The 20,516-nt window shown below is 57.4% G+C and carries 18 protein-coding genes and 1 other annotated feature; of the genes, 6 read left to right on the forward strand and 12 right to left on the reverse strand.

Going from position 1 to position 20,516, the window contains the following annotated elements:
- Positions 1-72: 72 nt before the first annotated feature.
- Positions 73-229 (forward strand) — a sequence feature (ribosomal protein L10 leader region).
- A gap of 66 nt (positions 230-295) precedes the next feature.
- Positions 296-829, forward strand: coding sequence for a 50S ribosomal protein L10 (rplJ, locus tag HPC62_RS03895; protein ID WP_172353833.1), 534 nt, complete (start codon positions 296-298; stop codon positions 827-829).
- A gap of 102 nt (positions 830-931) precedes the next feature.
- Positions 932-1,330 carry a 50S ribosomal protein L7/L12 gene (gene rplL, locus HPC62_RS03900; protein ID WP_172353834.1) on the forward strand — a complete coding sequence of 133 codons (399 nt, stop codon included), beginning with the start codon at positions 932-934 and terminating at the stop codon, positions 1,328-1,330.
- Positions 1,331-1,591: 261 nt separating this feature from the next.
- Here the strand turns inward: rplL and HPC62_RS03905 are convergent, their stop codons facing one another.
- From HPC62_RS03905 to nadD, 10 genes are all read right to left on the reverse strand, one after another.
- Positions 1,592-2,893 carry a valine--pyruvate transaminase gene (locus HPC62_RS03905; RefSeq protein ID WP_172353835.1) on the reverse strand — a complete coding sequence of 434 codons (1,302 nt, stop codon included), beginning with the start codon at positions 2,891-2,893 and terminating at the stop codon, positions 1,592-1,594.
- A gap of 285 nt (positions 2,894-3,178) precedes the next feature.
- Positions 3,179-3,889, reverse strand: coding sequence for a diacylglycerol/polyprenol kinase family protein (locus tag HPC62_RS03910; protein ID WP_172353836.1), 711 nt, complete (start codon positions 3,887-3,889; stop codon positions 3,179-3,181).
- A 57-nt stretch (positions 3,890-3,946) separates the two neighbouring features.
- Complete coding sequence (locus HPC62_RS03915; RefSeq protein WP_172353837.1) at positions 3,947-4,708, reverse strand: MinD/ParA family ATP-binding protein; 762 nt, start codon at positions 4,706-4,708, stop codon at positions 3,947-3,949.
- Positions 4,709-4,896: 188 nt separating this feature from the next.
- A complete protein-coding gene (gene blsG / locus HPC62_RS03920) occupies positions 4,897-5,991 on the reverse strand; it encodes an arginine 2,3-aminomutase (protein ID WP_172353838.1) in 1,095 nt (364 codons plus the stop codon).
- 111 nt (positions 5,992-6,102) lie between these two features.
- Entirely contained in the window at positions 6,103-7,425 is a 1,323-nt protein-coding gene (locus HPC62_RS03925) for a hypothetical protein (RefSeq protein ID WP_172353839.1), read from the reverse strand.
- 218 nt (positions 7,426-7,643) lie between these two features.
- Positions 7,644-8,723 (reverse strand): HAMP domain-containing protein, encoded by a 1,080-nt coding sequence (locus HPC62_RS03930; protein WP_172353840.1) that lies wholly within the window; start codon positions 8,721-8,723, stop codon positions 7,644-7,646.
- 1 nt (position 8,724) lies between these two features.
- Positions 8,725-10,296, reverse strand: a complete 1,572-nt coding sequence (locus HPC62_RS03935) for a hypothetical protein (protein ID WP_172353841.1) — start codon at positions 10,294-10,296, stop codon at positions 8,725-8,727.
- Positions 10,297-10,440: 144 nt separating this feature from the next.
- Positions 10,441-11,115, reverse strand: a complete 675-nt coding sequence (locus tag HPC62_RS03940) for an HAD family hydrolase (protein WP_172353842.1) — start codon at positions 11,113-11,115, stop codon at positions 10,441-10,443.
- A 163-nt stretch (positions 11,116-11,278) separates the two neighbouring features.
- Positions 11,279-11,902, reverse strand: a complete 624-nt coding sequence (locus HPC62_RS03945) for a TetR/AcrR family transcriptional regulator (protein ID WP_172353843.1) — start codon at positions 11,900-11,902, stop codon at positions 11,279-11,281.
- 162 nt (positions 11,903-12,064) lie between these two features.
- Positions 12,065-12,742, reverse strand: a complete 678-nt coding sequence (gene nadD, locus HPC62_RS03950) for a nicotinate (nicotinamide) nucleotide adenylyltransferase (RefSeq protein ID WP_172353844.1) — start codon at positions 12,740-12,742, stop codon at positions 12,065-12,067.
- 197 nt (positions 12,743-12,939) lie between these two features.
- On the opposite strand from nadD, the gene HPC62_RS03955 reads away from it, so the two are divergent.
- From HPC62_RS03955 to murB, 3 genes are all read left to right on the forward strand, one after another.
- Positions 12,940-13,095 carry a hypothetical protein gene (locus HPC62_RS03955; RefSeq protein ID WP_172353845.1) on the forward strand — a complete coding sequence of 52 codons (156 nt, stop codon included), beginning with the start codon at positions 12,940-12,942 and terminating at the stop codon, positions 13,093-13,095.
- A gap of 723 nt (positions 13,096-13,818) precedes the next feature.
- The gene (gene murC, locus HPC62_RS03960; protein WP_172353846.1) at positions 13,819-15,423 is read left to right on the forward strand and encodes a UDP-N-acetylmuramate--L-alanine ligase; all 1,605 of its coding nucleotides are present in this window, start codon (positions 13,819-13,821) and stop codon (positions 15,421-15,423) included.
- A 314-nt stretch (positions 15,424-15,737) separates the two neighbouring features.
- A complete protein-coding gene (gene murB / locus HPC62_RS03965) occupies positions 15,738-16,679 on the forward strand; it encodes a UDP-N-acetylmuramate dehydrogenase (RefSeq protein ID WP_390819953.1) in 942 nt (313 codons plus the stop codon).
- Positions 16,680-16,709: 30 nt separating this feature from the next.
- On the opposite strand, the gene ribH is transcribed toward murB, so the two are convergent.
- Together ribH and psbZ are read right to left on the reverse strand one after the other, a co-directional pair.
- Positions 16,710-17,288 carry a 6,7-dimethyl-8-ribityllumazine synthase gene (gene ribH / locus HPC62_RS03970; RefSeq protein ID WP_172353847.1) on the reverse strand — a complete coding sequence of 193 codons (579 nt, stop codon included), beginning with the start codon at positions 17,286-17,288 and terminating at the stop codon, positions 16,710-16,712.
- 20 nt (positions 17,289-17,308) lie between these two features.
- Positions 17,309-17,497: a photosystem II reaction center protein PsbZ gene (gene psbZ, locus HPC62_RS03975; RefSeq protein ID WP_068508879.1), complete on the reverse strand. Its 189-nt coding sequence runs from the start codon at positions 17,495-17,497 to the stop codon at positions 17,309-17,311.
- A gap of 107 nt (positions 17,498-17,604) precedes the next feature.
- On the opposite strand from psbZ, the gene HPC62_RS03980 reads away from it, so the two are divergent.
- Positions 17,605-20,412, forward strand: coding sequence for a CBS domain-containing protein (locus HPC62_RS03980; protein ID WP_172353848.1), 2,808 nt, complete (start codon positions 17,605-17,607; stop codon positions 20,410-20,412).
- Positions 20,413-20,516: the final 104 nt, after the last annotated feature.

Here is a 20,516-nt window from a genome sequence, read left to right on the forward strand (position 1 = left end):
CAAGGAGCCGTTTCTTTTAGGCTTGTTTCCAATCTCAGGAGCATAAACGCCGATTCAAAGTTTGACCGTTTTACAACTGAATCCTGGTGGCCAGAGACAGCAGGGGCAAATGGCTTAATCATCCTGCCGAGGTCAAGTGTTGATGTTGGGTTAGAACTCGCCAAATGGTGGAGTGGTTAACTCTGTCTGGACTTGCCCTGGCGATCGCCGGGGCTTTTTCTTTTCGTTTCATGTACAGGATTCAGCGCAACCAAGTTTGGTGATTCACACCCAAAGCTAAGGAGGTGAGACAGAGATGGGTAGAACACTAGAGGACAAAAAAGAGATTGTCGCAGAACTCAAAGAGAGTTTGAGCCAGTCTCAAATGGCCGTCGTGATTGACTACAGGGGGCTAACCGTTGCCGAAATTACCGATTTGCGGCGGCGGCTGCGTCCTTCGGGAACAGAGTGCAAAGTAACCAAGAACACGCTCATGCGGATTGCCGTGCAGGGCGACGCAACTTGGGAACCGATGACAGCTCTGTGCAAAGAGTCTTCGGCCTTTTTGCTAATCAAAGAAGACGTAGGCGGCGCGATCAAAGCCTATCAGGAGTTTCAGAAGGTCTCTAAAAAGACCGTGCTGCGCGGCGGCGTAATGGAAGGGCGTGCCCTGACCGAAGACGACGTGAAAGCCATCGGCGATCTGCCGTCGAAGGAACAACTGATGGGGCAAATTGCAGGCGCAATCAACGCGGTGGCGACCAAGGTGGCTGTGGGCATCAAGGAAGTGCCGTCTTCGCTGGCTCGCGTGACGCAGGCGATCGCCGACAAGGACAAAGATGCTGCCTAGTGGAGTGTGTAGCCCGGTTGGGGCGATCGCGCTTTGACCAATGGTTCCAATGTTTGCTCCTATCGTTTCGTGGTTTGGAAATTCAACTCGTAGAGGAAAACTATGTCTACTGCAACCGATGAAATTTTGGAAAAGCTCAAGACGCTGACCCTGCTGGAAGCGGCCGAGCTGGTGAAGCAAATCGAAGAAGCCTTCGGCGTGACGGCTGCGGCTCCTGTTGGCGGCATGATGATGATGGCTCCGGGCGCGGGCGGTGGCGCGGCTGCGGCTGAGGAAGTCGAAGAAAAGACCGAATTCGACGTGATTCTCGAAGACGTACCTGCCGACAAGAAGATCGCCGTGCTGAAGATCGTCCGTGAACTGACGGGTCTGGGTCTGAAGGAAGCCAAGGAAGTGGTGGAATCCACGCCCAAGGCTGTACGCGAAGGAGTGCCCAAGGAAGCCGCCGAAGAAGCCAAGAAGAAGCTGGAAGAAGCCGGTGGCAAGGTCGCCATCAAGTAGGGTTTGGGGGTTAGAAGTCAGCATTAAAGGCTTTGCCTCTGGCATCTGATCCCTCGTTTCTACAGCCTTGATTCCTACAAACCTAAAAAAGACAGGACTTACGCACTTGCGATAGGCTTTCTGGGTTTTGGACAATTTCTCGTGGGCTGCGCCCGCGAGAAATCGTCCAACCGCGTAATTCATAAAAGAGGTCGTCCCAATTTGCGACGACCTTTTTTGATGGCTTGCTTTTGCTGGTTTGCGTTTTTGCCGATGCGACGGCTAACGGGCTGCCAGTTCTGTTTGGCTGATGCTCGATTGAGCATAGACCCGATCGGCGACTTGCGCGAGTCGGCGCATTGCCTCAGCCAGCTCCGACTCGGAGGCAGTCAGGCTGATCCGGAAGCATTCCTGCGTGTGGGTCCAGTCCTCTTGCAGGCCGGGGAAAAACGGGCTACCGGGTACGACGATTACTCCCGCCTGCTTCAGCTGCTGATAAAACTCCCAATCGCTCATTGGCAAGTCTTTGAGCCAGAGCCACGCAAAGATCGCCCCTTCGCCCCGATGCAAGAACCAGGGTAGGTTTGTGGGCATGGCCTCGTCTAGCGTAGCCTCTAGGGCGGCAAATTTCTGCTGATAGTGGGGGCGGATGACCTGCTCGGAAATGGCGGCTAAGCGACCAGAGCGAATAGCACGGGAGGCGATCGCCTGTCCATAGCGGGGCGAATGCAGACAGAGATTCGTGAGAAATGCCTCCAGGTGTTGAATCACACGCTCGTCGCCAATGGCAATGCCCACGCGCTCACCAGGCAATCCTGCTTTTGAGAGGCTGGTGCAATGAACAATATTTGGGCCAAAAATCGGTGTCATCTCGGTGAAATTTAAACACGGGAACGGCGGCGCATAGGCCGAATCGACAAACACAGGCACATCGTAGGGTTCCGCCATTGCCGCGATTTTCCGCACCTCATCATCCGTCAGCACGTTGCCCGTGGGGTTGCAGGGCCGAGAAAACAGCACAAAGCCCGTGGTTGCGTTGATTTCAAGCTGGTCAAAGTTGGGGCGATACTTGAAGCGATGGGCGGCGGCATCGATTTCTAAACGGGGGCGATAGGCCCGCAGCGCTTCGGGAATCAGCGTCACGCCGCCATAGCCTGTATAGTCCGGGCTGAGGGGCAGCACGATCTGCTTCAGCCGTCCGTCGGTGGTGTAGCCGCCTAGCGCGTTTGCTGCCAAAAAGTAGAGCGACTGGCTACCGGGGGTGATGAGAATGTTGCGATCGCCCAGGTTCAGCCCATACCGCTGATTGTAGTCTGCGATTACGGCCTCAATGAGCGGCTGATAGCCCTGGCTAGAGCCATAGCGACACACCACCTCGCCATATTCAGGGCTGTCCAGCAGTTCTATCGTACAGTCGCGCCAAAGCTGCTCCACCTCTGGTAAAATCACCGGATTGCCCGCACTCAGGTTGATAAACTCGCGTCCCTGGGCAGTTCGCAGCGTTTCGATAATGTCCTTCATAATCGCCCGCACCCCGGTCAGGTGGGACATCTGTTCGCCAAACTGAGTGAGAGCAGGACGCATAGGCGGGTAAGGGGTGAGGGGTGAGAGATGGGGAAAGACGGCTCCGAAACGCTGACTCGAACAGGGATCGACGGGATGTAGGAAGAGGCAAGCGGCACCAATCCTTTGCACCTGAGCCTCGACTCCAGATCGGCCTCCAGATTTATATCCAGATTTAATGTCCAGATTTATGTAATGTGCGCGACAAAAGGGCTTCTGTCAATCCGACAGTTGGGGCGATTTTTGGATGGAATTGTTCTGGGCGGCGGGCAAACTTGAGAGGGAGGAGGGCGATCGCCCTTGTTTCTAACCCAAACCGCCCAGCCCAACTTGTTCCACCAAAGCAGAGGCCAGCAGGGCGCTGCCGATGGGCACGGTGAGATTATCGATGCCCCATTTTGAGAAAGTTTCGAGAACCGTCGCGGCGATCGCCACCAGGGCCGCCACGCCCCACAGCGCCGCGGTTCCCTGAGAAATTCCCAGCACCAGCCCACCGACCAAAAAACTCGCCAGCGCCATCGTCAGCGTCCCTTCCCAGCTTTTTTCGATGTCGCCAATTTTGTAGCGGCGTTGCCCCAAGGACTGGCCCACCAGCGCCGCCAGCCCGTCGCCCCACGCCATGATCAAAATGCCGAGCGCAGCATAGTGCGGACGCGCCTGCCAGAACAGGGCAATCAGCACGCCGATGCTGACGGCATAGAAAAAAGTGCCCAGGCTCTTGCGCCCGACGCTGTTGATCCCAGGCAGAATCGGGAACCGATAGGACACCAGCGCCACCAGGCTAAACAACACCGAAAAGCTCAGCCCCACCCAGGGCGGAATCTTGAGCCACCAGGCAATCAGAATCACGTTACCGGTGCCGATGTGGACGATTTTGCGGACGGTTTCCGGCTCCAATAGCTGAAACCGATTTAGCCCTTCCGCCAGCAGCGTAATTCCCGCCACCCACAGCGCCGCCGCCGCCAGTTGCAGCCACAGCGGCGGAGCAGATGCATACCAGGGGAGGGCACTCAGCAAGGGTTATCCTTTGGTGGAATATCTGGTGGAGTATCCATCCGGCGAGCCACGCGGCAACTAGGCCATGACCTGATGGGCGATCGCCTCTACCACGTTCGTCAGCGGATTGTTGGGATACTTCATTGTAAAAATGCCCGTGCTAGCCAGCACCATCATGTCGTCCGAATGGGGCAAAATGCCTGCCACAGGCGCATCGTAGGTTTCCTCAATGCGCTGCTTGAGTTGGTTAAAATCCAGCACTTGCGGAGCCTTGTTCACGACGATTAGCAGCTTGGGCACTTCCAGCTTGCGGGCCACATCCACCGTCACTGCTGTCCCCTGATAGTCCTGCTGGTCGGGACGCAGAATCAGCACCAGCACATCAGAAATCGTGATCGACAAGAGGGTTTCTTCGTTCAGTCCGGGGTGCGTGTCGATAAACAGATAGTCGAGCTTGAGGGTTTCGATCAGTTCCCGAAAGCCCTCATTCAGCAGCCCCACGTCGTAGCCCTCGCGCAGCACGCGGGCAATTTCTCCTGCCTTGACGCTGGAGGGGACGAGGTAGACTTTGCTGCGATCGCCCCCCTTGCCTTCCAGCACCGAGGTCACGTCGTAGGCTACATCAGAAATCGAGCGCCGCCCCCAGAGGTAATCATTGAGCGATCGCTCCATGTCGTCTTCTGCAAAGCCAAACAGGACATGGATTCCGGGGGACTGAATATCCGTGTCTACAATGCCCACGCGATAGCCCTGCCGCGCAATCATGGTGGCCAGATTTGCGGTCGTGTTGGACTTTCCGGTGCCGCCTCGATAGGAGTGAACGGAAACCACTTTGGACATGAAAAACCTCGAAGAAAATGCGTCGGCGGGGCGGGTAGGAAATGGTAGACCCGGAAATGATAGATCGGAAATGGCGGGTACTGGCAGCCGATCCAGATCAATACAGCTCGATACAGACCGATCGATTCGATGCAGTAAAGAGCGATACAGAAAGAGTGATACGGGCAATCGCTCAATCCCGGATGCTGCTAGTATCCGTCTGATTTGGCAAGGCGGAGGATTTCACCCTGATAATTTTCCAGCCAGTAGCCCTGCTCGTCACGATGAACCTGGGTTTCCCACAAGGGAATTTTGCCTAGTTTCGTAGTGACGATATATTGGGGCACGGCAAATCCGGTGGTATGACCCATTAATCCTCGCATGATTTCTCGCCCTTTTTCCACACTGGTGGCGAAGTGCGACACGCCCGTCACGTTGTCGCAATGATAGAGATAGTAAGGGCGGACGCGGATTTTGAGCAGTCCATGCAGGAGCGATCGCATGGTCTCTAGGTCATCGTTGATGCCCTTCAGCAGCACGCTCTGGTTTTGCACCGGGATGCCGTGCCGCAGGAGGCGATCGCACGCTTCAGCCGCTTCCGGCGTGATCTCCTTGGGATGGTTGAAATGCGTATTCAGCCAGATGGGATGATATTTCTCCAGCATGGCGCAAAACGCTGGCGTAATCCGCATCGGCAGCAGCACCGGATAGCGACTGCCAATCCGAATCACCTCTACGTGGGGAATCTTCCGCAATCGGGAAATAATCAGCTCCAGCTTTTCGTCAGAATAGGTCAGCGGATCACCGCCCGTCAGCAGCACGTCGCGGATTTCGGGATGGCTGGCGATATAGTCAAAATCCTGCTCCCAGGAGGCTGCCTCGCTGGTTTCAAAATATGTGCCCTCCAGGTCGGTCGTGTGAAACTTGCGGGTGCAGTGGCGGCAGTATACAGCGCATACCTCCGTCACCAGCAGCACGATGCGATCGGGATATTTGTGAACGACGCGGTTCGTTTTGCGATAAACCGTGTCGCCGACCGGGTCGGGTTCCGCGCCAGGAAAGAACTGGAACTCTTGCAGCGCGGGCACAGACTGGAGGCGAATCGGGCAGTTGGGATCGTCGCGATCCATCAGCGAGGCATAGTAGGGCGTGATGCTCCAGCGATATTTCCCAGCCGAAGCCCGGATTGCCTCTGCCTCGTTGGGTGTGACGTGGACCCACTGCTGCAAGTCTTCGAGGGTCTGGATGCGGTGCTGAAGCTGCGATCGCCAGTCTGACCAAACCAAATCCTGTGTTTTCGGCATTGATGAATTCCCCCGATTTCAGCCAAAATTTACGACAAAGGGCTTCAGTTACGCAGATTTGCGCGGTTAGTCCCTGAGAATCGAAATTTCTACACTTTGCTGCCCTGTCGCTTAGAGAGATAGTCGAGTTGTGAGCGCGTGTTGGAGAGCCAGCGCATCAGCCTGATTGGCCGCCAGAATGGCGTAGCCGATTTGATGCCGGACTAGCCCCGCGCTGTTTGTGATCACCACGCCCCAGCCCGAAGCTTGCGGAAACAGCAGATCGGCGATCGCCCTTTCCAGGTCAGCCCAGCAGTTCACCGCAGGACATGGCGCACTGGTGCGGCTGAGCAGGGTCGCTGTTTGCGCCCGGCGCTCTCCCAGCAAAAACCGTGCCAATTCATACACATGCGTTCCTCCAGTGCGGCGGGCATTTACCTCCAACAGGTATAGGGTTCCCGCATCATCCACAATTCCATCGAGATCGAAGTGCCCAATGTAGCCCATTGCCTGGAGTTTTTTGCCGACTTCTAAGGCGGCGGCACTCAGGTCGGCATACCAGGATGCATCGGCCCAGGACGGGCTGACCAGTTCCCCTGCATAAGCGCCCGATGGCAGCACCTGCTGGGCGCAAATGGCCGCCAGATAGGGCGGCTCAGCTCGATTCGCAGGTACGACGACTTCTGCTGAAGGAGAAAGCGCCTGAGCGCTAGGAATCTGCGCCTCCACAATCAGCAGATCATTGGCGTAGTAAGGATTTTGCCGGAGTGTTGATTGCATTTCGTCCAGGCTGGGGGCGGCTTCTGGGCGAAACACCGTATGCCCAATGCCCAAAAAGCCCGTATTGGCCTTGACGATGCAGCCCTGACCGCGCCGAAGAAACGTGTGGGCGATCACCCCTGCTTCTTCCACACTCCGCGCCACATAGCCCTCCGGCAGCCAATTCCCCATCCACTGCCCCACCAGCATCCGAAAGCCCAGCTTCGTCTGCACATACTCCCGCAGCCACAGCCGATCGGGGGCAGGACTTTCCGGCAGGTACACCGTCAGCCCATAGGTCTGTCGCAGCAGATCCGCCAGCTTGTGAACCGCAGGCGTAGTGGCGTAGGGAATGAGTTGCAGTGCGCCCGCATCGTCTGCAAAATCTACGATCCGCTGGAGCAGCGCAGACTCTCGCAAAATATCGGCACAGATGGAATCTGAGGAACGCTCCGGGCAGGCGTGCTGAAGCTGCGAATAGCCCAGCCGATCTCGCAAATAGTCCACATGAGCAACGGGCGCTTCGGTGATCACCAGCTTGCGATCGCCCAGCCACAAGAGCGATCGCTCATTGGCCACCCGAAATCCGCGAATCAGCGCCTCCCGCCTTGCCAAATCTGGCTCTCGATAAAGCAGATAGCCGTTTGCCTCTAGCGTATTGCCCAGAATGACTAAGGGAGTGGTAGGTGCGAGCATGATTGGGATTGAGCAGGTGATTGAGCAGGTGAATGGTGACGCAGCCTGGCAAATGCCAAGACCATTTGGCTTGAGCAGATCAGCTCGAGTAAATCAGCTTGAGCAGATCAGCTTGAGCAGATCAGCTTGAGTCAATTGGCTGAGCAGATCAGCCTGCGTCAATTGGCTGAGCAGGTGAATGGCTACGCCGCGTCGCCAGGCAACAACTCACCCCAAATTTATTCTTCCATTGGCCGATTTCGCAGCCTCCGCGCCTTAACGACCAAATCCTGAAAGAAATCAGTTTCCACAATTTCCCGCACCTGCTTTTGGCGTTTTACCTGGTCGATTTCGATTTTGAGGCTGGCGACCTGCTGTTTGAGGGATTCTTCCCGTTGGCGCACTTTGTCTACCATGAGTTGGAACACGCGAGCAAGGGTAGAAATTTCGTCCTGCACCTCGCTTTTGCTCAGTGCAGTGAGATCCTGGCTATAGTCGCCTTCCCCGATGCGCTCGGCGGCGGCGGATAGTTCCTTCAGCGGGCGAGACAAAATGCCCGACAGCAGGTAGACCAGGCTAAACAGCGTGCCGTAGGTTGCCAAAAACGACAGCAAAAGGCGATCGCGCAATTGTTGCTGTACTTCAAATACGTGATCGGCTTCGATGTCGGCTCCCAGCACAGCGACGATTTTTCCATTCTTGTCGCGGATGGGGGTGTAGGCGGAAATCCAGCTTCCCCACTGGTCAGTGTAGAGGTCGCGGTTGACCGTTTCGCCCTCCTGAAAGGCTCGCAGCGAGTAGGGTGAGGGCTTGTCGGGTTCCAAAAACGGCAGCGCCCGTTCTGGCAAAAATCGCCAGAGGGAATCCACCAGGTATATCGCCTCCAGTTCATCGCCTGTCGTGGCTGGTTTGCCGATGCGGCGGTTTTCGCTCGGCTTGCCCAAGATGAAGCTGTAGGCGTAGACATTGGGCGAAATGCGGTGCGCGGTTTCAAACCATTCCAACTGGTGCAGATAGCGCGGATCGTCTGAAAAGCCCTCTGCGTTGCGTTCGCCCGTTTTATACAGTGCCAGCAGTTCCTCTGCGTCGATGTCGTGGGCAGTGCCAATGGCGGTACTTTCCAGATCTTGCTTGAGGCGGGCGATCGCCTTTTCGGTGGAAAAGTTGTAGAACCACCAATACACCACCGCAAACACCGTGCTGAACACCAGCGTAAAGCCCGTGAGCAGTTTCCAGCGGAGACTCCAAAAGCGCTGTCTCTCCGCCAGTTTGGCAGCAGATGCAGAGGAGGTGATCTGGCTCATGGCAACCTTTTGCACGCTAAAACTCCAGTTTGTCGAGGACGCTCTTGCCGCGCTGACGACGCTTTAGCCGCCAGTTGAGCAGGCTTTTGTCATACACGGCTCGCATCTGCAACACGGCCCACAGCGACAGCAGCGCCATTAGCCCAGCAACGCCCAGATACAGCAGGTGAGGAGGCAGGCGATCGCCCCATCCCAAGCGCCCCACCAGCAAGATGGCTCCCGTCATCAGCGCTCCCAGAATACTGCCCAAGGAAACCAAGTAGCTGTCTAGCAACAGGCTCACCCGCCCCCGCCGCTCCTCTGGAACCAGTCCGGCAAAGGCTTTGCGAGCAGTTTCGTCGATGCTGTACTGAGGGAGTTTTTGCAGCGACACTCCGGCGATCGCCCCGCCCAGTCCCGGCATTGCCAGCATCGCCGAAGCGCCCAGCAGGCTGCTGACGGGCTGAACCAGGAACAGATCCTTAAGCTGGAGATGGGTAATCAGCCGCTGGGTCAGGAAGGTCTGGATGCCCAGATAGGCGACCGTGCGCCCCAGCGTGAACAGGCTGAGGAAGGTTTGGTAGGTGCCCGCATTGGCGATCGCCCCGCCCGACACCGCATAAAATCGGTATTCCACAATCGTTTCGCAGACGATCATCGCCAGAATGGAAACCATCAAATAGCGGAACGCAGGCACCTGGCTAACAAACTCCCAGCCCTCAGACAGGGCCTCACGCAGAGTTTCCGACTTTTGCTGAATCTGCCGCAATTTGGTGTCCTTCAGCCCCATTTCCAGCCCTACATACATCAGGAAATAGAGCAGGATATTCAGCATCAGCAGTTCCTCTGGCTTGATCTGCAAATGCAAAAATAGCCCCGGCGACAGCGCCGTAATCCCAATTCCTACAAGGCTGCCTGCAAATCCCAGGCTGCCCAATAGGGGAAATAGCCGCTTGCTCTGTGCCACGTCAAACACATCGCTCGACAGCACCCAAAACGCCATCGGGAAGAAAATCAACTGCTGATCCGACAGCAGATAAAACAGCCCGTAGTTCAGCCAGCCGGGGGTTCTCAGCAAAAACATCAGCCGCAACACCATGAACGACAGCGCCAAAATCGCGCTGATGCCGCGCACCATCGTCAGTCGATCAAACCGATCGACCCAGAGAGACTGTAATCCCGTCATGGCGATGGTAATCAGGCTGCTGAGAACCAGCACCACCAAAAATTGCGACGGCCCCACGTCTACCAGAAAGTTGCTCAGGGAGGCGATTTCCGACACCTTTTGGGCGAGGGCATTGGCAAACAGCGCAAAGCCCAGCGTCAGCACCAGCCTGGTTTCGTCGGCTCGCACGTTCAGAAATTGATTAACATTCAAGGGCATGGCAAGGGCATGGGTGATTCCGCAGTTCTGGGAGGATTCCGGCGAAAGCCAGCACAGGGTCGCGATCGCGGAGATGCAGGGCGAACCTTGCCCAAAGCGCCAGGCATATTCGCTGACGGCATATTCGCTGACGGCATATTCGCTGACAACGCTCTTGGCGGCCCAACTTGGGTTTGATCCAGAGTTCCTTGCAACCTGCACGGGCGATCGCCACTGGAGAGGCACCCCTACATCACGACGCTGTGTCTAATGAAGTTCGCAGTCTGTCCTATTTCGTAGGTTGCCCGGAATCGGAGCGAGTTCACCAGCCTGACAACAAGCTTTCGTGAAGGAACGCGCCTCCAGAATTGGGGATTTGAAGCCCGGTGTTTAGGAATGGGTAGGTTGCAGACTCCTGGCTGATTCCAGCAGGCTCCACAGACGCGGATCGGTGAAGTCCTGAACCACCAGCAGCGTACCCAACTGGGTTAGTTCCTCGGCCGAATGGGTTGCTGCGATGCCGATTGTGGGAATGCCCGCACCCACCGCCGAGCGAATCCCAGAGGGCGAATCCTCAAAGGCGATCGCCTCGGTTGCCAACACGCCCAGACAGTCCAGCGCCGTTTGGTAGGGCAGCGGATCGGGCTTGCCCTTGGGCAACTCATCACCCAGCACCACTACCGAAAACAGCGGCTCTAGGGCCAGGGTTTTCATCATGAACGCTGCATTTTCCACGGGCGCATTCGTCACCACAGCCCGCTGCAACTCGTGATGCTGCATCCAGTGCAATACGTCCCAGAGTCCCGGCGTTGGTTCCATGCCCGTGGCCTGTTCGCGGAATCGGGCCTCTTTTTCGGCACTCAGCTTTGCACCCGCCTCTGCCGATAAGTGCGGCAGCAAATCGCGGACAATCTGCTCGTTCAGCCGCCCGCTGAAGTGGGCATCATAAAACTCGCGGTCGATTTCCATGCCCAACTCTGCCATCACCGCCTTCCAGGTTTGGTAGTGCAGCGGGTCTGTGTTGGCAACGGTTCCATCCAGGTCAAACAATAGCGCTTTCAACATACCAAACGTCCCTCTGCCTGCGTCTTGTCACCCGCAGTATGACAGAAAGAAGAGAGGGAAAGGATTTTGGGTTTTGGATTTTGAGTTTTGGATTTTGGGCGAGGCAAGTCAACAATCCAAACTCTAAAATCGGCAATCTAAAAATCGGCAATCTAAAATCGCTTCATGCTTCGCTGGAGTCTGCCAGCACGCCGTGGAGAAAGATATCGGCGATGCCTTCGGCCATTTCCTGCATGGCGGCGGGGGAGGACTGTTCGGGCATAATCGTGTCGCGGCTAAAGCCTGCCACCGTAAACATCCCTAGAAATACCTGGGCAACCGTGCGCGGGTTCATGCGGCGATAGATGCCGTTGTCCATCGCGGTCTGGAAGAAGGCTTCGGCGACATCGGTCATTTTGCTGATGACTTCGGTCTGGATGCGATCGCGCAAATCGGGATGAAACTGTGCTTCCAAAAAGCACACCCGCAGCATGTCGGCGTTTTGGTGCAGGTTCAGCATTCGCTTTCGCATCACCTGGGCGATCGCCCTAGAGCTACCCATTTCGCTGAGTTCTGTCAGCAAGTCGGTGAGCAGTCCCACCCAGCCTTGGGTTACAACTTCCACCAAAATTGCTTTCTTGTTTTCAAAGTGTCGAAACAGCGTCCCCTCGGCCACCCCTGCTTCGATTGCCAGATCGTGTGTCGTTGTGCCGTCGTAGCCCCGCCGCGCAAACAGCCGCTGCGCCGCCCGCAGGATGCGCGTGCGCGTTTCGCCTTCGGTCTGGGGGGGTCGCTGAAAGAGAGGCATAGCGCCAGTCGGAGGGGACGGGGAGCGGGGGAGATAGAGAGAGTTGTGGGGTAAGTGGTCAAGAAATGGAAGACGGAAGGGCGATCGCCCCACCGCTTATCCGTATGCAACATTGTCGATCGGGAAACCCAGAAAAGACACACCTGTTACAGAAATTAGGGATTAGGGCACTGAATAAAGCTGCTTCTCTTCGATGTATTCGCGCACGGCATCGGGGACGAGGGTGTGAATAGACAGGCGATCGCCCACGCGCTGCCGGATTTGGCTAGAGGAAATGTCTAGCGGCGACAGGTCGAGCTGCTGCCAGCGGATGTCAATCCCCTGGGACTGGAGAATCTGGACGGTGGCGGCAGGAGTGGTAGCGGGAGTAGCAGCGGCAGTGGCGGCAAGGCTACTGGGACGGCGCGGCGCAACCAGCCAGGTGCAGCGGGGAATGAGTTCCCGACGACGATACCAGCGGGGCAGCGTGGCAAAGGCATCCTGCCCGATAACCCAAAACCATTGATTATCGGCAGCTTCGATTTCATGATCGTTACTTATATATTGCGTGTATTGCGTTTCTAGCTGATGGAGCAGGTCGATGGCGTAGGAGCGATCGCCCGCTGTTTTGGGATCGACGCAGCAGAGTGCAAAGGACTTGTGAGGCGCGATCGCCCGCTTCACTAGTTCCAGCCGATGGGCGATCGACACCAGATCCTGTCCCTGGCGATGGGGCGGCACCGCCGCAGGAACCCACAGCACCCGGTCGAGTTGCACTTGGCGCAAAGCAGACTCCGCGATATGCAGATGCCCAAAATGGGGTGGGTTAAACGTGCCTCCAAAAATGCCCAGACGTTGCATAGGGGTTTGAAATCACGGGCAGGACATCTCAAGCCTGTCCGAATCTTGTCCTGAAATCAAACTTGTCCTGAAATCAGGGACGTGGGCGCTGTATTCATGAGTATTGCCAGATAACAGAACTGTCGAGCGGCGGACTTGCCCGCTTCTGCTATTATCAGGGGTCGCCATTATCAGGGTCATTCGATGGGCGCGTCGGGATGTATCCCATTGCTTGGCGACTTGCTTGGCAACTGCTTGGCGACTTGCTTGGCAACGAGGTGCATCGGGGCGATCGCCCAATCAAGCCACTCCCTCAGACTGTGGTACGCCTCAAGACAGGCTCAAAGATTCAGCAATTTCAGCAATTACCGTAATAAATTTGGGAATCTTGAGTAAGATTGTGTAAATTCCAGCCTACCTCTGAGGCAACCAGTAGTTTTTCAAGTCTTTGTGGTGCAACAAGACAAAATTCTCTAGGGCAGAGTTCTTTAGGGAATTTTGCAGAAAGTTCAGATTTGCAGAAAGTTCAGAGCTGATTAAGTGTCGGTTCAAGCGTTTATACACAATCTATGTCTCGTTTCGGAGTGTGTCGATTAAGAACTGGGAGGATCGGGCAAAGCTGGATCTTAATCCGCCTCGCGCGGGCAAAAGCAGAGCAGATTTTGCATTGCCTTGCCCCTACGAACGCTCCATGAAACAGCCAGTCAGGGGCTTCAGAGGTTTACCAAATGCTGACTTTCAAGGAGTTCCTAAACTCAACTAAATGAGTCTATGAACTAGATTTGTGCAGTTATTCAAGGCAATACTTTAGAGGCAAGTTTTAGATCGGCAGGTAGGCTGACTTTTTACTTGACTCTTTTTACAAAGCGCTGCAAGTTGGCAGTCATTATCGGCAGTTATTCAATGGGGGCACCTAGTTCTTAATTTGGTTCTTTCAGATGATGCTTCGTTTAGTCGTCAACCCTATTTGGCTCAAGATTTGGCTCAAGATATTAACCAACCAGTTATTTGAGCCATTCAGCCCCTCGGTCAATACCTCTGATCTGACTCAGGACGTGAATCGCCCCATTAGCTATCCCGAAAAAGTAATTCTTGCTATGATATCGCGTGACATTGTGTGGTGTGGTGTAGAAGGAGTGAGGACGTTGAATCCTGTTGATTTTAGCGGTATGCCGTTCCATTTCATCGGCATCGGCGGTATTGGTATGTCGGCGCTTGCCTACATCCTAGCCAAGCGGAACCTGCCCGTCTCTGGGTCAGATATCTGCCTAAATGACATTACTCGAAGATTGCAGGCAGAAGGCGCTCATATCTTTTTGAGCCAGGATGCCTCTAACCTGGAATTTTTTGGAGCGGATGCCAACGGCAAAGCAGTGGTGCGGGCTGTTCCCGAAGAAGCTGGCAATCTGGCCGTGATTAGCGTGGGTGCAGAACCCGTGGCTCGTGGGGCGATCGCCCCGAATCCCGCCCCTAGTTCCCAACTCTTGCCGCAGGTTATTTGCTCAACCGCTATTAACCCCAATAATTCTGAATACCGGGCAGCACTAGACTTGGGCTGTCCGATTTTTCATCGTTCTGACCTGCTGGCGGCGCTGATGCAGGAATATCGCGGCATCGCTGTTGCGGGCACCCACGGCAAAACCACTACCAGCAGCATGATTGGCTATCTGCTGCTGCGGGCAGGGATTGACCCGACAATTGTGGTCGGGGGCGAGGTCAGCGCCTGGGAGGGCAATGCGCGACTGGGGCAGGGCGAGTATCTGGTGGCTGAGGCGGACGAGTCGGACGGTTCGCTGGTGAAGCTGGCGGCTGAAATCGGCGTGATCACCAATATCGAGCTAGATCATCCCGACCACTATGCCACGGTGGATGAAGTGGTCAAAACCTTCCAAGCCTTTGCTGATAACTGCAAGGTGCTGGTGGGCTGCTGGGATTGTGACCTGCTGCGGGCGGAAGTGCCGCCGCATATCAGCTACAGCCTCAATCCTGCCTTGGGCGCTGATTACACGGTGGATCAGGTGGTGTATGGAGCCGCAGGGACGACGGCCCGCGTGTGGGAGCGGGGCACGCTGCTGGGTACGCTGAAGCTGACGGTGCTGGGTCGCCACAACCTGAGCAATGCCCTGGCGGCGATCGCCGTGGGTCGCCATCTCAACCTGGAATTTGACCAAATCGCCACGATTCTCAAGAGCTTTCAGGGGGCCCGTCGTCGGTTCGAGCTGCGCGGCGAAGCCAACGAAATCCTCTTTATCGACGACTACGCCCACCATCCCAGCGAAATTCAGGTGACGCTGGCGGCGGCGCGGCTGCGAGTCGAGTCTTTTGCCAGCGAGCAGCGGCGCGTGGTGGCGATCTTCCAGCCCCACCGCTATAGCCGCACGCAGGTCTTTTTGGAAGAATTTTCTCGGTCGTTTGGCGATGCCGATTTAGTAATTACCACCGACATCTACAGCGCAGGCGAAGTCAATCCGACGGGGATTTCTGGAGAAGACCTGGCAACGGCGATCGCCCAGCACCATCCCAACGTCATTTACCAGCCCACGCTGAATGACGTGTCTGCCTTCCTGGCCCGCGCCCTCAAGCCGGGGGACTTGGCGCTGTTCCTGGGTGCGGGCAACCTAAACCGGATCATTCCAGAACTGGTGTCTGCCCATCAAACCCTGGAAGCCCAGACCGCACTGGCAAGCTATCAGTCTGCCTAACAGTCTGCTTGAAGCTCTATCAGTCTGCCTGAAAGTCTGCCTAAAACGGTCGTCTTCCGGCAGCATAGCGGTCAGTTCTGGGGTCGATGCCAGGGTCAGCGCTGAGAGCTTCTGGCGCAGATTCTCGCAGGGGTGCTTTGGGCCCGGTTCAATCCGGGTTTAAACTGAAAAGCGGCATGAATCAGAACGGTGCAGCAAGAAGCCGTCTGCCATTTTGCCGCGCTCGGAGTCTTGTCCCGGGGTCTTGGCCTGGAGTCTTGACTCAGAGTCTTGTGCGCTCTAGCGCCTGCACTGCGTTTCCTCAGGTTATAACATTGGCCAACCCAGTCCCTCAGCCCAGTTTTGAACCTCGCGTTCCCTTTACGCCCATTGGTGCGACCTGTGCGGTTCGCCCGATGGTTTCTCTAGCCGGGTTCACGTCTTACCGAGTCGGTGGGCCAGCGGAATGGTTCGTCTCGCCGCGCACCGTGGAGGATTTGCGGGCGTGCTTTGCCTGGGCAACGGCGGAAGGGCTGCCCCTCACGCTGCTGGGGCTGGGGTCTAACCTGCTGGTGAGCGATCGCGGCTTGCCAGGGCTGGTCATTTGTACGCGCCATCTGCGCCAAACCCAGTTTGATGAAGAAACTGGACGGCTGACGGCCGCCGCAGGAGAACCGATCGCCCGTCTAGCCTGGAAAGCGGCGGATCGGGGCTGGGCCGGGCTGGAGTGGGCCGTGGGCATCCCTGGCACCGTTGGCGGCGCAGTGGCCATGAACGCAGGCGCACACCAGGCTTGCACCGCCGATATTTTGGTAAAGGCTCAGCTGGTGACGCAAGCGGGTGAAACGCAGGAACTCTCGCCAGCGGATCTAGGCTTTCGCTATCGCACGTCCATTCTTCAAGGCGACACCAGCCGTTTGGTGACGCAGGCAACCTTCCAGCTCTGCCCTGGTGCGGGCGCTGCGGTGGTGACGGCTGAAACCCGCGCCTGCCAGGAGCGCCGCCACGCCACTCAGCCCTACCATTTGCCCAGTTGCGGCAGTGTCTTTCGCAACCCCGAACCGCGCACGTCGGGCTGGCTCATCGAGCAAACCGGGCTAAAGGGCTTCCAGATTGGCGGGGCGCAGGTGTCGCCTATGCACGCGAACTTCATCGTGAACCTGGGCAACGCCACCGCTAGTGACGTGTACCGCGTGATTCGCCATGTCCAGGAAAAAGTCTCCCAGCGTTGGGACATTACACTGGAGCCAGAGGTGAAGATTTGGGGAGAGTTTTAGTGGCTCACCAACACTAGAACCAGTCGGGCGCTAGAATCCGTCGGGATCGGTCGGGGCGATCGCACTCTTCAACGGCGACGGCAACTGCGGGTTGTTTGCCGCTGGTAGCCCGTTGCCCAGATCAGGATTTGCCGTGCGGATCTGGCGCATCAGCGTTGCCATCTCGATCGCGCTCATGGCGTAATCCCAACCCTTATTGCTCTTGATGCCCGCTCGCTCCAGCGCTTGCTGCATCGAGTCTGTCGTCAACACGCCAAACACGACCGGCACCCCCGTTTGAAACGAGGCAGCTGCAATGCCCTTCGACACCTCGCCTGCTACATAGTCAAAATGGGGCGTTTGCCCTTTGATGACTGCGCCGATGCAGATGATCGCGTCATAACGGCGAGTCAGCGCCAGTTGCCGCGCCACCTGCGGAATCTCAAAAGAACCTGGCACCCAGGCATAATCGACCTGAGTGCCCTGCGGATCTGGATCAATGCCGTGGCGCTTCAGGCAGTCCTGACAGCCCTCCAGCAGCTTACCCGTTACCAAATCGTTGAACCGCCCAATCACGATGGCAAAGCGCAACGACTCGGTTTGGGTAAACGTTCCCTCAAAAACGGCCATGAATTTACCAGACTTGGTTTCTATACCACGAAATAATTCAGCACACCGACCACAATCACCAGCGCCACCCAGGCAAAGGAACCCAGGAATAGAAGCTGCTTGGACTGATCCCAGTTGCGGGGCGAAGCGTAGGCCACAGGCACTCCCACCACCATCACAAACGACAGCAAGACCAGAGCGGCAAGCGCAAGCTGGAACAAAATGGACATCGCGTTTCCTCCCAACACAGCTAAAGATGAAATGTTATAAGGCAGACTAGAAGCAAACCCCGTGCCCCAATAGCCCCAGTAGTTAAGCTATCAGAAATTGAACCCTCATGGATCTCATCCTCTGCCATACCACGGCTGATTTCGACACGCTGGGTGCGGCGGTCGGGCTGTCGCGGCTGTGGGCGGGGGCGAGGATTGTGCTGACCGGGGGCAGTCATCCTGCGGTCAAGGAATTTTTGGCACTGCACCGGGATGAGTATGCGCTGATCGAGCGGCGGGCCGTGAACCCGCAAAATATTCGGGCGATCGCCGTAGTAGACACACAATGGCGCGATCGCCTCGGCAAAGCAGCGGAATGGCTAGGTCTCCCGGTAGAAATCACCGTTTACGACCATCATCCAGAGGGCGGCGGCGACATTCCTGCCAAAACGCAGCAGATCGAAGCTGTCGGGGCAACCACGACCCTGATCGCGGAAGCTTTGCAGCAGCGCCAAATTCGCCTCACGCCTGCGGAAGCAACGGTGATGGCGCTGGGGATTCATGTCGATACGGGGTCGCTGACCTACGACCATACCACCGTGCGCGATGCGGCGGCGCTCACCTGGCTGATGCAGGAGGGTGCGACCGTGCAGGCGATCGCCGCCTATGTGGAACCGGGTCTGTCGCCCCAGCTTCAAGACTTGCTGGCGATCGCCCTCGATCAGCTCCACACCGAAACCGTGCAGGGCTATCGATTGGCGTGGGTGCTGCTGCCCACGGCAGACTATATTCCCGGCCTCTCCAGCCTGACCAGCCACCTGACCACGCTGACGGAAAGTGACATGCTGCTGCTGGCGGCGCAGTATGGCCAAGTTGAATCGGGCGAGTCGGAGGAACGCCTGGGCGAGTCGCGTCTGACGGTGATCGGGCGCAGTCGCGGCGCAGTGGCAGACCTGGGGGCCCTGTTCAAGCCGCTGGGTGGCGGGGGGCATCCCACGGCAGCGGCGGTAACGCTGCGAACGAGCGCTCCTCAAGCCACGCTAACGGAACTGGTGCAGCGGCTACGCACTGCGATTCCAACCCCGCCCACGGCCCGCAGCCTGATGTCGTCCCCCGTCCGCACCATTCGTCCCGATGTCACCATTGCCGAGGCCCAGCGAATTCTGTTGCGCTATGGGCATTCTGGTCTGTCGGTGGTAGACGAGCAGGATCGGCTGGTGGGCGTGATTTCTCGCCGCGATCTGGACATTGCCTTTCACCACGGCTTTGGGCACGCCCCGGTTAAGGGCTACATGACGACGAATGTGAAAACCATCACCCCTAGTACGCCGCTGCCAGAAATCGAATCGCTCATGGTGACCTACGACATTGGGCGACTGCCTGTGCTGGAGGGCGATCGCCTAGTGGGCATTGTGACGCGGACGGACGTGCTGCGGCAGGTGTGGCAGCAGCGGGAAGGCGAGGCGCTGAATGGCACAACCGGGCGCGGCGGCCTGTGTCCGCTGCCGGAGGCGATTTGGGAGATGCTGGGCGATCGCCTCGTGCCCGCCCTGTGGGACATTTTGCGAGACACGGCCGACCTAGCCGCAGCGCGGGGCTGGCAGCTATACATGGTGGGCGGGTCGGTGCGCGATTTGCTGCTGCAAACCCACGGGCCGCTGCTGTTGCCAGACATTGACTTAGTTGTAGACGGCTTTCACCAGGCGGCCGATCAGGCAGCAGGTGTAGAACTGGCGCGATCGCTCCAGCAGCAGCATCCCGAAGCCCGCCTCCAGGTTCACGGCAAATTTCAAACCGCCGCCCTCACCTGGCATCACCATCCCCAGCTTGGCTCGCTCTGGGTCGACATCGCCACCGCCCGCACCGAATTTTATCCCTACCCCGCTGCCAACCCCGAAGTCGAAGCCAGCTCAATTCGCCAGGATCTCTATCGCCGCGATTTCACCATCAACGCAATGGCAATTCGTCTGACCCAACCGCGCCGGGGGGAACTGCTCGACTTCTTCGGCGGCATTTTGGATTTGCGCGATCGCCAGATTCGAGTCCTCCACGCCAACAGCTTTATCGAAGACCCCACCCGCATCTATCGAGCGGTGCGCTTTGCTGTGCGCCTGGGGTTCACCCTCGACCCGCAAACGGAGGCGCAAATTCGCCATGCGATCGCCAGCGGGGTCTATTTCCGCATTCAGGAAGAAATGAACCGGGCCCCAGCGCTGCAAACCCGTCTGCGGCGCGAACTCAAGTTCATCCTGGAAGCGCCCTACTGGAAAGCAGCCATTCGGCAACTGGCTGACCTGGACGCACTGCGCTGCCTGCACCCCGCCCTGACGCTGGACGCAGAACTGTGGCGGCAACTGCGCTTGGGCGATCGCTGGCTGACCCGGTTTGACCCTGACCATCGGCTAGAACACTGGCTACTGCTGCTAGAAGTGGCGATCGCTCACCTGCCCGCCGATTCCGCCACAGACGCACCGGAACCTGCTGCACCCAACGATCCGTCTAGCGTCCGAGAGCGCATCGCCGCTGGACTCCAGCTTCCTGCCGACAGCATCCAGCGCCTCGCTAGCCTGCACGCCGTTGAAACTGCCCTGGATGACTTTGAGCAGTCAATGCACCACTCTGCCGAACCGCTGCGTCCCAGCCAGATCGTGCGCCACTTCGCCGCCTATGACCTGCCCACGCTGGCCCTGCTAACGGTTCGCAGCCCGCGCCCCCGCCGCCGCCTAATCTGGCACTATCTCACCGTCTGGTCGCAAGTGAAACCGCCCCTCGACGGCAACGACCTCAAGCGCCTTGGATACAAACCCGGCAAGCAGTTCAAACCCATGCTAGATAGGCTGTTGGCGGCGACGCTGGACGGCGAGTTGCAGGGCGACCCAGAGACCCTGCGCCAACAGGCAGAGCATCTCCTAGCTTGCCAATTTCCCCAGCGCTAGCGCTGAAAATCGCGGTAAATTGCTGTAAACATAGGAGCATCCCGATCACGGTAGGATGGTTGGGAATGGTGAAGTATTCTAAACAGCGCGGCGGCTGTTCTTCA

This window comes from Thermoleptolyngbya sichuanensis A183, from assembly GCF_013177315.1.
Taxonomy (GTDB): Bacteria; Cyanobacteriota; Cyanobacteriia; order Elainellales; family Elainellaceae; genus Thermoleptolyngbya; species Thermoleptolyngbya sichuanensis.